This is a genomic window from Clostridium sp., assembly GCF_051278035.1.
In the GTDB taxonomy this organism is placed as follows: domain Bacteria; phylum Bacillota; class Clostridia; order Clostridiales; family Clostridiaceae; genus Clostridium_AD.
The window spans coordinates 1-16,352 of the sequence record NZ_JBNMNU010000095.1; the positions used below are offsets into that span (position 1 = coordinate 1).

At 33.1% G+C, this 16,352-nt stretch carries 19 protein-coding genes; 3 read left to right on the forward strand and 16 right to left on the reverse strand.

All coding sequences use genetic code 11. The features are described from left to right. Nucleotides 1–346: 346 nt before the first annotated feature. The 6 genes from ACJAX4_RS14290 to ACJAX4_RS14315 all read right to left on the reverse strand — a co-directional run bounded on the left by ACJAX4_RS14290 (nt 347) and on the right by ACJAX4_RS14315 (nt 5,296). Nucleotides 347–1,858 carry a glutamate synthase-related protein gene (locus tag ACJAX4_RS14290; protein WP_435790127.1) on the reverse strand — a complete coding sequence of 504 codons (1,512 nt, stop codon included), beginning with the start codon at nt 1,856–1,858 and terminating at the stop codon, nt 347–349. 162 nt (nt 1,859–2,020) lie between these two features. After that, nucleotides 2,021–2,506 (reverse strand): hypothetical protein, encoded by a 486-nt coding sequence (locus ACJAX4_RS14295; protein ID WP_435790128.1) that lies wholly within the window; start codon nt 2,504–2,506, stop codon nt 2,021–2,023. Nucleotides 2,507–2,922: 416 nt separating this feature from the next. Further along, complete coding sequence (locus ACJAX4_RS14300; protein ID WP_435790129.1) at nt 2,923–3,222, reverse strand: hypothetical protein; 300 nt, start codon at nt 3,220–3,222, stop codon at nt 2,923–2,925. A 156-nt stretch (nt 3,223–3,378) separates the two neighbouring features. After that, nucleotides 3,379–4,539, reverse strand: a complete 1,161-nt coding sequence (locus tag ACJAX4_RS14305; RefSeq protein ID WP_435790130.1) for a dipeptidase — start codon at nt 4,537–4,539, stop codon at nt 3,379–3,381. Further along, nucleotides 4,540–4,794: an ornithine cyclodeaminase gene (locus ACJAX4_RS14310; protein ID WP_435790131.1), complete on the reverse strand. Its 255-nt coding sequence runs from the start codon at nt 4,792–4,794 to the stop codon at nt 4,540–4,542. Continuing rightward, a complete protein-coding gene (locus tag ACJAX4_RS14315) occupies nt 4,772–5,296 on the reverse strand; it encodes an ornithine cyclodeaminase family protein (RefSeq protein ID WP_435790132.1) in 525 nt (174 codons plus the stop codon). The genes ACJAX4_RS14310 and ACJAX4_RS14315 overlap by 23 nt, the downstream gene beginning before the upstream one ends. A gap of 246 nt (nt 5,297–5,542) precedes the next feature. On the opposite strand from ACJAX4_RS14315, the gene ACJAX4_RS14320 reads away from it, so the two are divergent. Beyond that, nucleotides 5,543–5,929, forward strand: a complete 387-nt coding sequence (locus tag ACJAX4_RS14320) for a hypothetical protein (protein WP_435790133.1) — start codon at nt 5,543–5,545, stop codon at nt 5,927–5,929. Between the two features lie 39 nt (nt 5,930–5,968). On the opposite strand, the gene arsM is transcribed toward ACJAX4_RS14320, so the two are convergent. From arsM to ACJAX4_RS14345, 5 genes are all read right to left on the reverse strand, one after another. Next, complete coding sequence (gene arsM, locus ACJAX4_RS14325; protein ID WP_435790134.1) at nt 5,969–6,781, reverse strand: arsenite methyltransferase; 813 nt, start codon at nt 6,779–6,781, stop codon at nt 5,969–5,971. A 19-nt stretch (nt 6,782–6,800) separates the two neighbouring features. Then, a complete protein-coding gene (locus tag ACJAX4_RS14330; protein WP_435790135.1) occupies nt 6,801–7,172 on the reverse strand; it encodes a sigma-70 family RNA polymerase sigma factor in 372 nt (123 codons plus the stop codon). Between the two features lie 18 nt (nt 7,173–7,190). Further along, the gene (locus ACJAX4_RS14335) at nt 7,191–7,418 is read right to left on the reverse strand and encodes a hypothetical protein (RefSeq protein WP_435790136.1); all 228 of its coding nucleotides are present in this window, start codon (nt 7,416–7,418) and stop codon (nt 7,191–7,193) included. Continuing rightward, nucleotides 7,408–8,010 carry a lactate utilization protein gene (locus ACJAX4_RS14340; RefSeq protein ID WP_435790137.1) on the reverse strand — a complete coding sequence of 201 codons (603 nt, stop codon included), beginning with the start codon at nt 8,008–8,010 and terminating at the stop codon, nt 7,408–7,410. Before ACJAX4_RS14340 ends, ACJAX4_RS14335 begins: the two co-directional genes overlap by 11 nt. Nucleotides 8,011–8,230: 220 nt before the next feature. After that, nucleotides 8,231–8,641 (reverse strand): peptide deformylase, encoded by a 411-nt coding sequence (locus ACJAX4_RS14345; protein WP_435790138.1) that lies wholly within the window; start codon nt 8,639–8,641, stop codon nt 8,231–8,233. A 1,028-nt stretch (nt 8,642–9,669) separates the two neighbouring features. Here ACJAX4_RS14345 and ACJAX4_RS14350 point away from each other — a divergent pair. Together ACJAX4_RS14350 and ACJAX4_RS14355 are read left to right on the forward strand one after the other, a co-directional pair. Further along, a complete protein-coding gene (locus tag ACJAX4_RS14350) occupies nt 9,670–10,335 on the forward strand; it encodes a hypothetical protein (RefSeq protein ID WP_435790139.1) in 666 nt (221 codons plus the stop codon). A gap of 805 nt (nt 10,336–11,140) precedes the next feature. Continuing rightward, complete coding sequence (locus ACJAX4_RS14355; protein WP_435790140.1) at nt 11,141–11,383, forward strand: permease prefix domain 1-containing protein; 243 nt, start codon at nt 11,141–11,143, stop codon at nt 11,381–11,383. Nucleotides 11,384–11,720: 337 nt separating this feature from the next. On the opposite strand, the gene ACJAX4_RS14360 is transcribed toward ACJAX4_RS14355, so the two are convergent. The 5 genes from ACJAX4_RS14360 to ACJAX4_RS14380 all read right to left on the reverse strand — a co-directional run. After that, a complete protein-coding gene (locus ACJAX4_RS14360; protein WP_435790141.1) occupies nt 11,721–12,368 on the reverse strand; it encodes an ABC transporter permease in 648 nt (215 codons plus the stop codon). A gap of 16 nt (nt 12,369–12,384) precedes the next feature. Continuing rightward, a complete protein-coding gene (locus ACJAX4_RS14365) occupies nt 12,385–13,296 on the reverse strand; it encodes a glycine betaine ABC transporter substrate-binding protein (RefSeq protein ID WP_435790142.1) in 912 nt (303 codons plus the stop codon). 30 nt (nt 13,297–13,326) lie between these two features. Continuing rightward, on the reverse strand, nt 13,327–13,968 hold the full coding sequence (locus ACJAX4_RS14370) for an ABC transporter permease (RefSeq protein ID WP_435790143.1): 642 nt from the start codon (nt 13,966–13,968) through the stop codon (nt 13,327–13,329). Further along, nucleotides 13,969–15,093, reverse strand: a complete 1,125-nt coding sequence (locus ACJAX4_RS14375; protein WP_435790144.1) for a betaine/proline/choline family ABC transporter ATP-binding protein — start codon at nt 15,091–15,093, stop codon at nt 13,969–13,971. A 305-nt stretch (nt 15,094–15,398) separates the two neighbouring features. Then, nucleotides 15,399–16,352: 3-hydroxyacyl-CoA dehydrogenase NAD-binding domain-containing protein (locus tag ACJAX4_RS14380; protein WP_435790145.1), on the reverse strand; the 954-nt coding region annotated here is incomplete at its 5' end.

Sequence of the window (16,352 nt, forward strand, 5' to 3'; positions counted from 1 at the left end):
CCTATTGGGGCCCATTAAATTCTATCCCTGAGCTTGAAAAAATTTCTACTATGCCAGGGAAATGGCAAAAGTTAATTGAACTGTCACAACAACTTATATTGGAAAAGCAAGTTGACAGCTGAATTTACGATTTATTTTTTGTTATAATCGAATTACTTTCACCTTCGGTGTTCTGAAAAAAAGGAACAATCTTAAAGGTTTATTTTTGCTGCACTTTTTTACTTACCAAGAAAAAATCCCAAAGTTTTGTTGATAACAAAACTAATGTTTCATTCCTTTGAGGTATATTTTCACTTTTCAATGTACAGTTTAAATCCGAAAATTTTTAATCTAATTTTTTCATAGGTTAGTTAACACTATCCAAATCTTTTGCATCCCTGGTTAATGGAATCAAATCGGTTCTGTCTAAATAGCTTATATCGAATTTCCTATTGAGTGCTGCGAAATGCTTTACACCAAAAGCAATCTTGTTTAGATAAGAGTATACACCAATTGCTCCAGGAGAAAAATTGTTTGCTTCCTTGCCGTATAGCGCGCGTAAATCTGCGAGGTCGCCGAAAATTTCTTCTACTGTAGAGCCGTATTTGCTGAAAATTTTTGGAACATTGCCTTTGTTTATCATTTCGCCTATCTTTTTACTGCTCATCGCAGCAGCCATTGCCGCACGGCAGATGCCTATCGCTGTAATGTTTCCATCTCCATAAGAGAGAGCCTTGAAACCCTGATCTTCAGAAGCAAACCCTCCTGTTATAGTTATTGCAGGAATCCAGACCCCTTCCTTTTTAAGCTTCTTGACGATGGTAAAGATTGCTTCTTCCATAATGACTGTGGGATATGCCCATTCGTTTATCATCTTGCATGGGCTGTAGCCACTTCCGCCGCCAGCTCCATCAAAGGTTATCATGTCAACCCCTGCCTTGCTGCCCAGGCGTATGGATTTTTCAAGATCTATTGGATCGTAACCGGCCATTTTAAAGTATATGTTCTTTGCCCCCATTTTACGGAGTTCTGCAACTCTTGGCACTAGATATTCTTCTGTCCAAAGTGGTAGCCTTGCATGTACATAGAAGTTTGGGCATATGCCTTCTCTGTAGGCTTTAATAACCTCTTTGTCGCTTGGATCGGGATGAACAAGATTTCCTGTTTCCTGCTTTTTGATAGCGTCTTCCATATTATTAAGGCGTACAATCGGTTGGGTTCCTTTGGCTCCCTGCCCGAATTTTATCTCTATCGCCTCGGCTCCCTGTTCTTTTATAGCATACTCGGGGAGCCCGAGCATATTGTCTTCGACATTGCACTGTACAATTATCTGTCCATAGCCTCGATAGTATTTGTTGAAGGATTCAAGGATTTCTTTTAGCCATGGGAAATTTGTTATCTTTCCGTTTTCTATCTTGAGCTCGGAGTCTTTGTTTCTTGCATCTTCACCGATAACGCAACAAACGCCGGCCATTGCCGCTCCGGCAAAATAATCTTCCCAATTGAGCTTGATTAGTGCTGGGAGAATCACCGGTATTGCAAGCTTTACCTTATTTAATTTTCCGAATTCCTGCTCCAGATTGACATTAGAAATATTTACTTCCTCATATGTAGGGTTAACGCCTTCAGCTCCAAAAACTAGTCCGTTGATATTGAAATTTGAATAGTCTAAAGGATAGTCCTTTTCTGAACCGACTTGGTTTGTTCCAGTGGTGGTAGCGTATACGGTGCGCATACCCAGAACTGCAGCCAATCCGAGCTCGCAGGTCGTTGTACATTCCTCTGTGCACAGAGAACACATTCCTGATTGAGACGAAAGTTTATTACTTCGATTCTTTGTATCATTGAAAGCCGATGATAATGCTGGTGAATAAGTCATTGTACATCCTCCTTTGCAGTATGATTTTATGTGGATTCTTGTATAATAATAGGATTAAAATAATCAAATATAGAAAATCAATTGAATAAGTAGAAAGTAAAACCTGTACGCATATACTTACTTGAATCTGTCCTATTGAATTAGACAATATATATCTAATAACTAAATCTTTTTTAGATATGCTTCTTTAACCAACGCTTTATATTTGTCTAATAAATCATTTAGTTTGTTTATATGGGATTCAGTAATGTATGAGCAGCCATTCCAAATTAAAGGATATTTCTTTTCTAAGAAGTCATAGAGTACTTGTTTTTCTTTTTCAGTCGGAATTGTATATGCTCTTGGTATAGGGATTTTTTCATGTAACGATAGTTCATCAGCAGTGCAAGAATTATAATTCAGAAAGTTTTTTAAGGCGCTAGAATCATTTCTATCAATTATGTTAGCTGCTGAATCTATCTGACATCTATTAAATTCAATATTTATTAACTTTTGGAGTTTACGGTCTAATACTTCATAAAAAATCACAACTTCTAATATTGTAGTATTAGATAATTTAACAATTGTTTTTTCGTCATTATAATAAGATTTTAGTACTTTATAAATTTCATTGTCATTGGATATGTGAAAAACCATCCAGCTAACCAATAGAGCATCACCACCTAAATTAATTATGCTGCTTATACTTTTTTACTTTCTCATTAACATTTTATTTAAGCTCCATAAATTATACTTCTACATTAATTTCCAATCCCCTCTACATAGAATAACATTTCTGTAAATATGTACAAATTTTTTATTGTATTAATCATTGTCAAAAGCTGAAATAGTTTTTGTTGCTACTATTGTTCATATTTGATTGTCTCAAATCATCCATAAATGCACTCTTTTAATTATTTAAGTACCCTCAAAAATAGGTATTTTAGCTATAAGTACATAACAAAGAACATAATTCTACATTAATTCCCAAGTTCCTTTATAGCAACACATCTTGTCCGTTTCACTTCCAATCTGTAGCAAGAGGGTTCCTTCGTTCCCCTCTAGCACCTCCGAGGTCCAGAAAATTAGTTATTCACATTTCCTGTTAATGCTCTATACCTATTATAAGGAATTCCATTTGGCAGTGTCACCCTATCTTCACGCCATTGGTTTGATGTATAACCTGCCAATTCTTGATGCAATGCTTGTAAAGGCATTAATGAATGAAAGTATTCTGCATCTTTTAACGAAATCTCTTTTAATTGCACACGTGTTTTAGGATCAACCGGTAAGACTTCAACGCCTTTTTCCTTGAATACAATCTTACCTATAAGAACACCACCATGGTAAAGATTAAATTTTTGATCAAATAAATAATTCTCCATAAATATCTCCTTTCATAATAAAGCATATAATATATTTACCATTAATTCTCAACTTTGTATCTATAGAAAACCAACTTCAACATTAAAACTATCAATTCATAGAAGTGTTTTCTCCCAAAGAGATATGTGCGTTACTAATAAACCCTTTTGAACTTGTTATCTCCAGACTTCTTTAAATACTCTCATCCAATTACCACCGATAATTTTTATAATATCTTCATCCTTATAGCCTCTTGCCATAAGTCCTCTTGTAATATTAATAAATGAACGATAATCTTTCATACCTTTTACAAATTCTGTTGAAGGACCATCTCCAGGCTTAAAACCCATATTTACTGCAATAAGCTTTTTAAAATCTACTGCCATCCATTTAGTTTGGGGCATAGGCCAGTCAGTTCCTATTCCCACATGGTCAACAGCTGCAAGCTTTACAACATAGTCAATATGATCAAGAAAATGCTCTATGGTGGTATCTTCAGGATTTTGTGCTATGAACCAAGGCATTGCAAAAATTCCAACAACACCGCCGGTCTTAGCTATTGCAAGGATTTCTTCGTCTGATTTTGCCCTTGAATGAAAGAACACCTTTTCCACTGCTGCATGTGATGCGATTACAGGCTTTCTTGAATATTTACATGCATCTAAAGTTGTTTGCTTGCCGCAGTGACCTGTATCCACCGCAATTCCAAGTTCGTTTAGCTTTTCTACAAACTTTATACCAAAAGTTGATAATCCTGCATTATTTTCTTCCATACATCCTGCCCCAATATAATTATGATTATTATACGTAAGCTGAACAACTCTAAGCCCAAAATTATACATCTGTTCAATAAGATCTAAATCCTTTTCAAAACCGATAGTTTCCTGACATGTTATTATTCCTGCTTTTAAAGTATTCTTGTGAGCATACTCAATATCACTTGCATTTTTAACTTTAATAAGCCAAGACTTTTTATCAAATTCCTCCTGCAGGTTTATTGCAGATGAATAAAGCTCCATTTTACTGCTAACCGTAAGCTCTCTATTTCCTGCAGTTAATCCGCTCTCATACCAGCAGTCCTTATAGATGTGCTTCAACTTACCATCTAAAAACCACCTTCTTATAAGCTCTTGTGCATAGATAACTCTATCAATCATACTATCTGGACATGCTTCCACTGCCAATCTCTCTGTTTCCTCCTCAATTTCTTCTGACAGTGAATATGTACCTATTGGTCCTTGAAAAAGCATATCGATAACTATATTTTCATAGTGAAGCTCCGTTGCTCTCTTCTCTTCTTCTTTTGTCAACCCAAAGTTATATATATTCTCACTCATTCAAATTGCCTCCTTATTTATAATAAAATCCGCTGCTGCTAAATCTTCTACAGCAAGCCCTAGTGCTTCAAAAACTGTTACCTCATCTTTATTTTCTCTTCCCTTGATTCTTCCACGTATAATTTCTCCTATCTCCCCTACTATGTGTTCCCTTTTAATAATTCCTTCCTCAAAAGGTATGATGTAATCCCCTGACTCATTTATTGTTAATTCAATGCTATCTGAATAGAATTTAGAATTTAGAATTTTTGACAAGCATAGTATCAAGTTCTCTACAATCACGAGTACAGGCACCAACAGCATTTATATGTGCTCCTTTTTTAACATGCCTTCCAAACATGATTGGCTCCTTTGCAGCTGTGACTGTGCATATAATGTCTGCCTCCCTTACAGCTTCCTCTAAAGTTTTGCAAACTCTAACAGGTATTTTAAACCTTTCGCTTATCTCCTTCGAATATTTCTCAGCTGATTCCAAATTTATATCCCAAACTGTAACATACTCTATATTTCTCACTAACCTAATTGCCTCCCCCTCAACAATTGCTTTAAGTGAACCTGTTTCAGTTTCAAAAACTATCACTAAGCCTTGATGAGAAGGTAATCCCTTATTAAAGTTATTTGGAAAGATTGTTAAAATCTTCGCTCCAACAATGTTTTTTGAACTTATTGAAGAGGGCATTGCTCCTAAAATATTTCTTTCTTCAAGTCTCATGCTTGTTCTCAGTACCTGAGCAGCCTCTCCCTTTGACAAAGCCAAAAGAGTATCCTTCATTAGCTTTATACATAGTCTTCTTAAAGCATCCTATCATTTTGGTGTTGATATAAAACAGGTAAGCGTTGATACTCTTGATTATGATTCTATAATGAGAGCATATAAATCTATTGATATATCAATTAATGAGTTGAACGTCCAGACAGTTTATGTAGATTCATCTTCCAGTCATTTTGTAAAGAAAGTTGCAGAAGAACACTTGAAAAATTATCAAAAGGGTCTCTGTGAGTTATGTTCAACACAAATAAAATTGTAACGATAAGGATACATTTAAGTCCTCGTAACGAATTTTATATTTATAATAATTCAGTTCTTCAGGAGGTCCTAGATTTAAACAAGGTAACAGAAAATATTGCTATCTTTGCTCAAAAGTTAAATAGTACCTTAATTAAGATTAGTAATGTTGATTTTATACTTATGTGCAGTAGCTCTGATCTTGAAATTGAGACAAAAAATTTAACAAAAATTGATTTACTCACAAATGTATGTACTAATACTCCCTACATATTAAATATAGGAATAGGCTATGGTGATTCCATTAAGATGGCAGATGTATTATTTCAAAATTTTCAGATGCTATATATTAAGCTAAAGCAAAAAGTTCAGCATTTTTTATAATGCTAGATTTTTATGCCACCATCTTTGAAGAGGTTTACGTTATTTCTTTTTTGCTTCAATAATATAAGATGCCACAAAATCCTCAACATTTTTACCTGGGACCCATGAACTAAGAATCTCTTTACTATTATCCTTAGGTATCATCTTAATATTAATAAACCCAACGTTTTGAAGCATTGCCCGTATATTTCCAATATATTCAGCTCCTGCAATACACCCCGCCATCATGCTTAGATCATTTTTCACCTGCTCTGGCAATTCAGCAGTTGCCACAACATCTGAAATAGACAATCTTCCACCAGTCTTTAGAACCCTAAATGCTTCTTTAAAAACTCTTTGTTTATCTAACGATAAATTAATTACACAATTTGAAATAATTACATCTATAGTTGCATCTGCAACAGGTAAATTTTCGATTTCGCCTAACCTAAATTCCATATTAGTATATCCACTTTTTTGCAGATTACTTCTTGATAGTTTTATCATTTCCGGTGGCATGTCAACGCCAATTACATACCCTGTTTCTCCCACTTTCCTTCTTGCGAAAAAGCAATCAAACCCTCCTCCACTGCCTAAATCAAGAACAGTTTCAAGTTCACTTAATGCTGCAATGGCTATAGGGTTACCACAACCAAGGCTCATATTTGCATCAACGGGTATATTTAATAGATCTTCCTCGGAATAACCTATATTAATAGAATTCCCTTTGATATCCGTTTCGTTATCATTACAACAACCTGGCGCACAACCACAACCGCCACCCTTTGCACCTTTAAGTGCTATATTAGCATAATTTTTTCTAATGTGTCCTCTAATTTCTTCATTATTATTCATTTTATTCATTTTATTCATTTAATTAACCTCCACTTATTTACTCTTCATATATAAAGACGTGTAAAAAGAAAAAAGGATGCAAATGCTTGTTAATTATATTAACAAGATTTGTGTCCTTTTGTTTTATGTTTGTAATCGATGATATTTCCATATTTATCAAATCGTCTGGTAGTTCAATTTCCAGTATAGAATTTTTCCTGTAAAAATCTATAATAGTATTTCTTGCAATACTATATATCCAAGACTGTAATTTCTGTTTATCTTTTAATGCTTCTATATTACTATTAATTTTTAAAAATACTTCTTGCAAAATATCTTCAGCGTTTTGTTGATTTGAGATGCGTTTACTTATAAATTTTCTAAGTGGTATACTAAATTCTTCCCAAAGAGCTAATAATTTTATATCCAAGTTTAAGACACCTTTTCACTAATTTAAATTTTCGCTCAAAACTCCACAAATATCACTATTATTATTGATTCTTTTTACTACTACAGCCCCTATAGTTACTGCCAAAAACATAGTTACTGCAGCAATTAAAAATACTGTCCCTATGCTTGCCACATTTATTATCTTTCCATTTACTATTCCAAACCCAAACAATGCTACTCCGATTAGCAAACAGAATTTGTCCACTGCGTTACCATTAAAATCCAAGCTTTTCATCTATCAATACGATTTCCATATCGATGTTATTCATCTTTTTATAGTGAATTAAAAGACCATTGCAGATACGATCTGGACTGGAACAATTATAACAGCGATCTCCTTTTACTGCGCATGGCGTTCTTAAGCCTAATCGTTTAGCATTACTAGGTGCAGCAATGTTACGAGCACGCCAAATAGCATCTTCAAGCATAGGTTCGATTTTATTTGTGCTGACAACAAAATACACCTTCTTGTGACCGAACAGTGAACCAGCTACACGATTACCTGTGGCATCAATATTAACCAGCTCTCCTGTTTCTGACAGCGCGTTGACTGATGTTAAAAAAATATCTGTAGTCAGACACTCTACGGCAGTATCTAAAAATCCCTTTGGTGCACAATGCTTAGGATCAACAACCTTGTTGTGTGAGGAAAGCCTATCAAAAAGGTTCATATGAATCATTGTTTCAGAATCGCCAAAACCTATATATTCGTCATTAAGGCTACTATTTAAATACTGTGTCGCATCTTCGGCGTTTTTAAAGAAGCTCACCTCATAATTATTTTTCTTAAGTGCGGAAATTGTTTTTTTAATATTCATAATTTTACTATATCCTCCAATGTTTTTTTTGATTATGACCAATAGCTTTGAACTGTAAAAACTCAATATTTAAAATAATATTTTTATTATCCTAAAGAAATGTAGCCTTATTGTATTCTTTACGCATATATTGGACTACTAATTCATCACCTCTTGGCTTATTTTTAATACTTTTTTGGAATTACCTTTTCTTATTGTAAGTACTGTTTTAATTATTCAATTAGATTATTATACCTTTAAAATGATCCATTTCATGTTGAATTATTTGTGCTGTAAATCCAGTAAATACTCGTTTTTGCTTCTTAAGATTTCTATCAAGATACTCCACCTCTATCATTTCGTATCTCTTTGTTTTTCTAAAGCCAATTAAAGATAAACAACTCTCTTCTGTTTCATAAAGCTTTTCTTTCTTTAATATAACTGGATTTATCATAGGTACAATAAGTTTGCCTACAGTAAATACCAATATACGCTTTTTTACTCCAATCATGTTCCCAGCCAATCCAACACAATACTCTAAGTTTGCTCTTAATGTATCTACTAAATCATCAATTACTATTATATCATTTTTAGTTGCATCTTCTGATTTTTGTCCTAAAAACAACATATCTTTTATAATTGGTTTTATCATAATTTATACCTCTTTTTCAGTTATATTTTTTATATTATAAACGTCAGCCATTTTATTTTGGTTCTCCATAGATACGATTCACCGTATCATATCCTAAATCATCACATAAAAGTCTACTCCAAAATAAGCAAGTCGTCAACACGACTACCACCCAATAAATTCTAAACAAAAAAAACCACAAAAAAATGGGACTTGGGGGTCTGACACTATCGCCAAAGATTGAGAGCTGGTGGAGTTGATAGCAAGCTCAGTCAAGGCATCGCAAAGACCCCTAAAGGTAACCCGAATGGTGTCGATATTATAGACCATGAACTTTATCAAGTTGCACATCTTACTAGAAACGTAAACTTCCAGTTTATGTAACTCCCTCCGATGTCATAGCATAAACTGGAAACAGTTTATGCTTGCTAATAAATTAACAGAAACAGGTGCCACCCACGTAGCAAGTGGCATCTTTTACTTTGTTTATAACTGTAGTCTCAGTTGCTATGTAATGAAATCGTAATACTTCTGTAACCTCTAAAATTAAAATAAGTAGTACTATAAATGTATAGATATAACATCATTCTTCTTACGAAATGATTATATTATAAAATATGATTAGAATAGATTGGAATGTTAAATTAAACATTCAATTTGTGATAAAACCTATAAATAAATTAATATAAAGGTAATAAATCATAATATTTACGAAATAATTAAATCTTATAATTGACTTGAGTACGGGCAAACTTTTATACCACTGGTTAAATGAAAAAGAAAGAAGTTAATATGCTAATATACCTTTTCGGGGGGGGATAGGCAAAAACACCCCACTTGGTGGTTCCATTCCTGCGAAAATGGCAGCGAAGAAAGACCCTGTTGAAGCATTAAGATCCGAAATTTTTTTTTAATGCTCGATAGTCTAATAGGCAGAAGGATATAATGAAATGACAAATACACAGCTGTTTGAAAACTATATTTAATAAATTATGCTTAAGGGCAAAAATGATCATAAGTATATAAAAAAATTACGAGGAGTGATTAACATGAATAAATCAATTAGTATTTTTTTATCAGTTATATGTATTATAGGATTGGTAGGTTGTGATAGTAAAAAAAATGAAGCGCTTACTTCTATACCATCAAGTAAATCAGTGGAACAAAGTCAAAATATTAATGATAACCAGACTGTCAAGAATAATGAAGCCTCTGATAAAACTCAAAAGGTTACTCTAACTACAACTGCTACAAAGACTCAAACTGTAAATAAAGCTATTTTAAATCCTTTAAATGCTACTTATAATATTGAAAATAATTTAATAAAATTAGCAAATGGAAAATCAATAATGGAAATTATACCTGGTTCGGCATCAAAACTTATTACAACTGGTTGGAAACAACCTATTGTAGGAGATTTAAATGGTGATAAAATCAATGACGCAGCTTTAATTTTAATTCAAAATGGTGGTGGCAGTGGTAGCTTCTATTATATAGCAGCTAATATATCTACAAAAGAAGGTAAGTATATTGGAACAAATACTATATTACTTGGAGATAGAATTAATCCGCAAAGCATCAAAATTCAAAATGGAAATATTGTTGTTAATTATCTTGATAGGAAAGAAAATGACCCTATGTCCACTAAACCTTCAGTGTCTAAAACTAGAACATTTTTAGTTAAAGGGACTTCTTTATCAGAAAAAAGCAAATAAAAAAGTACCATATCGGGGTACCCCTAATGGTGTCGATATTATAGACCATGAACTTTATCAAGCAGAACATCGTTACATTTAAAATAATATTTTCATCCATTCCAACTTCTTTCATTTTCAAACCATAATCAACGCACGAAAAAATAGAAGCTAATTCCCCATATACAAATTCCGATGAGTTTAGCTTCTATTTCCTAATAAATTCTTCTTTCAATAATACTCTCCTAACAATTTCCCGCTCAATGTAATTCTAATATTGTTGATATTAAACTCTTAAGGTTTAATGGGTACGGGTAACTTTAAATTTTTATTGTTAGCAATGGATAAAAGTATCTTTTATAGGCCTAATCGATATTTCTTCCACTACCTATGAATTAAGATTCATGTCTATGCTGCTTCAGCAGTTTGTAACTAATTTCCCAAACTATACAAAACATTTTAAAGTAACTTTCCTGGTGTAACCACCTCATTTCTTATTTTAATAAATGTTTTTTTAATATTTTTAATTTTTGGGCCACACCCTTTCTTTTTTAAGATTTTTACAATGTTCTTTTAATATTTAACCTTACACTCTGAATTGAAAACTTTCTTCTTTGTGTAACTTCAGTATACTTTTCTTCGCTAGTTTTGTCAATAGCTATTATTAATTAATATTATAAATAATCGGTTAATTGTTCTGACAATTACAAGTGGGAATGTAATTTTTAGATAAGAGAAACCACCCTTACCTCAAATAAATATATACATTCTGCATTTAGAAGATTAGAAAAGGCGTCTTTAATAGTATTTTATGGGGGTAATAAAGATGTATAAACGATTTCGGGAAAGATTATATGAACTCTTTGAGGATTCACCACAAACTAATAGGGCAAGAGAACTTAAGGAAGAATTATTAGCAAATCTTATGGACAAATATAACGACTTGATATCTTGTGGTAAAGCCGAGTATGAAGCTTTTAATATTGCAATTTCTGGTATTGGAGATGTAGATGAGCTTACTAATTGCTGTTGGATTTACCACCCTACTCATACACGGAATATTAAGTAAGAGCAGATCTTCCGGCTTTTTTAGATTAATTGGAAATTCAATAGAATCTAAACTAACTATTAAAAATGAAGCAACATAGATTGTCCTTTTCACTTCCAATCTGTGTAAGGGATTACAGGCAATTTTCAACTAAATAAAAGGGAATTCACTAAATGAATTCCCTTTTAATATATATATATCCCCTTTCTATTAGCGGTTCTTTTAATTTATCTAATGAAAGTTAATATCTATGTGGAATTACTCGAAATCGTCTTTAAAGTCTGGTGTAAGTTCCTCAAGTGCTCTTGCATTTTGTAAAACTAATATAATAGCACTCCTCATCTTTTTATTTATATCTCTATGTTACGGTATTTGCTGTTTTTCTTTTTTTCTCGAACTTTCCTAATATTGTATCAGAAAGAATAGCGAGTATTGTTGCTGGAATTGCACCAGCATATATTTTAACGTCTAATTGCAGACTAATCCCAGACATAATTTCTTTCCCTAACCCACCAGCTCCAACATATGGCCCTAAACATGCAACTGCAACTGCCACAACACAAGCAACTCGTAACCCAGCCATTATAAAAGGTATAGATAAAGGAAATTGCACTATAGTTAATAGTTGTAGTGGCGTCATACCAGACCCTTTCCCTGCTTCTATAATACTCGCATCTACTTCTTTTATCCCAACATAGGTATTTCTAACTATTGGTAATAACGAGTATAAGAATATTCCTATTACCATTGTTTCAAATCCTAATCCAAAATAAAGCATTAATATAGCTAACATGGCTAAACTCGGGATTAATTGAAGTATGCTTGTTAAGGAAATTATGAATGATGCAAGTTTTTCATATTTTGCAGCAACAATGCCTAATGGTATCCCAATAATAAGTGCTAGCCCAATACCGTAAGCTACCATTAATAACTGCTCAATTGTTAGAAAAAATAATTCAGTACTATTTTCTATCATATACTGACCTAGTTCAATAATGAAATCCATATTAATCCCCTTTTTTCTACTTTATAAGATTCTCTTTTTGTAAAAACTCTTTAGCAACCTCTTCTGTGCTACGCCCTTTAATATTTACTTCACGCATTAAAACCGTCATTTCGTCAGTGCTAATAAATCCAACGATAGAGTCAAGAATTTCACCAACTTCTGGATACTTCTCTAGCACTTCATTTCTAGCAACTAAAGATGCATCATATGGTGCGAAGAACGCCTTATCATCTTTTAACAGTGTCAAATCATAATCTAAAATTTGTGGGTCAACTGAATATGCTGTAACAACATCTAACTCACCGTTTGCAATACCTTTATACATTAATGCCATTGCCATCCCGCTTACATCTCCAAATTTATAACCATATGTCTCTTGATAAGCTTTATATCCATCATTTGGACGTTCAACCCAAGTACTTTCTGTTCCTAATGTTAGTTTATCTGCATACTTTCCTAAATCCGTCATAGTACTTATCTTATTTTTTTCTGCAAAATCTTTTGTGATAGCAATACTATATTGATTATTAAATCCAATGGAATCATACCATTTAAAATTATATTTTTCCCTAAATAAATCTTGTGCTTGATCAATTGTTTTTTGTGGGTCTGTTGAAAATTCTACTTTATCTTCATCAAAATGATTATTATATACTTCTCCTGAATATAAGGTAGCAATATCGAAATCTTTTCTGTCAAGTGATGCGATTACTTGAGGACTAGCTGGAATATCTTCTGTTATATTCACTTCATGAATCGTTTGGTCTTCAACTAATTGCTTCACAATCTGGCCCATAATTTTAGGGTCCGTATACTCTTGTGCTCCAAACTCAAATACATGCCCACCCTCTGCAGATTTGTTACTACTACATCCTGCAAGTGTAAATGTCATTATAGCTAGTAAACTAGCAATTAATATTTTTTTCATAGTCATAATTCTCCTTTTTTTATATAATTATTAGTTTTCAGAAATTCCTTTTTCTATTTTCCCTAAAATTAAATCTATTAGTAATGCAATAACAATAGCTAATAGTGTTCCTGTGAAAATCATAAATTTATCGTTATAACCAATACCAGCTATTATCAAATCACCTAATCCACCAGCACCAACAAGAGCTGCAAGTGTGGTCCAACTAATAACGTAAATAGCAGTTATACGAATTCCAGACATAATATAAGGTAGAGCTACTGGCAATTCAATTTTAAACATTCTTTGATACGTATTAAATCCCATTCCTTTAGCAGCATCTATGATACTTGGATCAATTGATTGCACCCCAGTATAAGTGTTACGTAATAATGGCAAAAGAGCATATAAGAATAATGCTGCAACTGCAGGCTTAAAGCCTATTCCCAAAATAGGAATCATAATTGCTAATAATGCGATGGTTGGTATTGTTTGAAAAAAATTGGCTATGTTAAAAATAAAATTTACAACCTTAATGTTCTTTATTTTTGTCATATATATGGCAAGCGGTACTGTCACCACTACAGATAAAACAATAACCACAAAAGATATAATCAAATGTTCGTAGGTATACCCTAAAATAGCTTCATATTTTTCCCCCAAAAAGCTAAGGTAATCTAAGATGAATTCCATTTATACACCACCTGTCTTATTCTCATAACTTTGCTGTAGCGCCTTAAATAATTGATTTTGGTCTAATACTCCAACTAAGTCCTCCGATTCAGAAATAATCGGTATTATAGATGTCTTCATTTTGGTTATTTGTTGCATAACCATATTTATATCCATATTTTCTAATAATGGTTTATCAGAAATATTTGTTAACTCCTTTAATTTAGCCGTTTTGCTTTCTAATGCAACATAAATACTTATTATTCCTACATATTTTCTTTTCCTATTTATTACAGGAATTTCCGCTACATTATTACTAATCATAATCTCAATAGCTTCCGCTACAGTATGTTTATATGAAACCGAGGGGTACTCTACTTTGATAAATTCACTTAATGGTGGCAACGGTTTAGCGTTTTCTAGTCGTTCCACCCCAATAAATTCTTCGACAAAATCATTAGCCGGATTCGCTAATATTTCACTAGGTGAGCCCTTTTGAACGATATGTCCATCTTTCATTAAAATAATTTGATCGGCTATTTTAATTGCCTCATCCATATCATGTGTTACAAAAATAATCGTTATATTAATCTCTCGTTGAAGACGAATGAGTTCATCTTGTAGTTGTTCCCTCGTAATTGGGTCTAGCGCACTAAAAGGCTCATCCATAAGAACCGTAAATGGTTCTGCAGCAAGTGCACGTATAACACCAATTCGTTGTTTTTGACCGCCGCTTAATTTAGAAGGGTAACGGTCTCGAAAACTTTTCGGATCAAGATTTACCATGTTTAGTAATTCATCGACTCTTTGTTTTATTCGCTTTTTATCCCATTTTAATAGTTTAGGTACAGTAGCTACATTTTCGTAAATGTTCATGTGTGGGAATAATCCAACATTTTGGATGACATATCCCATTTTACGTCTAAGTTCAATTGGATTGATTTGTTTAATGTCTTTGCCATCTATTAAAATCTCGCCATCAGTAAAATCTGTCAATCTGTTTAGTAATTTCATTGTAGTTGTTTTACCGCAACCACTTGGCCCAATCAATACATTAATTTTTCCTTCTTCAAATGTAAGATCTATATCTTTTAAAGCTTGAAATCCATCATCATAAATCTTATTAATTTTTTTTAACTGTATCAAAATTTTCCACCTTTCTATCACAAATTGAATTGTTCCTGAACATCCCCTTTTTACCTGAATAATTTTTAAATTTTAAAAATTACAGATGGTTATATTACAGATGTTAAATAAAAACAAACAACCTATTCTTGCAATGCAAGTTGTTACTTAATAAATATATCATGTAGCTAACCAAGAGTCAAATTTTAGCGAAACCTGTCGCAATTCTTGTTAATATGAAATTATAAAGTAAAATCTATCCACTTAATTAAATTGTCAATGCATCTAAAGCAATTATATATTCCATGTTATATGTATACATTTTCTTATGTATCAAGTCCCAGACGTTCCTTTTGAGTTTTTCTATCTTCTGAAAGAACATGTCCAGCACTTTGGTCATAAACTGCTAAAGCTTCCATTATTGAAACTAAGCAATTGTCTCGTAATGTTTCTAGTTCTCTTAAATCCTTTCCTTCTCCTTGCTCGGCCGTACCTACCACCATTTTGTCTATAAGTTCATCAGTAAGTTCTGGCGCTTCCATGTGCGTCCATGGCAATTTTAGGGCAGGTCCAAACTGTTCCATAAAGTGTTTCATGCCTTGCTTTCCACCTGCAAGGTAGTATGTCATATTAGTTCCCATAACCGCCCATCTTAGTCCAGCTCCATAAATTATAGCATCGTCAATTTCCTTTGTAGTTGCAATATCATCATTCACAAGATGCAGAATTTCTCTCCATACTGCCTCCAAAAGACGATCTGCTATAAATCCATCAATTTCATTTCTCACATGTAGAGGTTTCATCCCTACTATTTTATGAAATTCCATAGCATTTTCAATTGCTTCACCCGAAGTTTTTTTGCCACCACAAACTTCCACTAAAGGAAGAATATACACTGGGTTAAAAGGGTGAGCTACTATTAGTCGTTCAGGATGCGTCATTTCAGCTTGAAGCTTTGAGGGAAGAAGACCAGATGTACTTGTACCAATTAATGCATCAGGACGAGCATATTTATCAATATCGTTTAATATGGCAATTTTTATATTTTCAACTTCAGGAGCACTTTCCTGAATATAATCAGCATTCTCAACAGCTTCTTTTAGATTCTTTGTGAATATAAGCTTTCCCTGTTTTTCCTCTGGAACCTGCACAACTCTTTCTAGCGCATATTGGGCATTGTTTATAACTTCCATTAAAAGTGATTCTGAATCAGGGCCAGGATCAGTAGCATAAACATCTATTCCTCTGTGAAGACATCTTGCAGCCCATCCTGCTCCTAT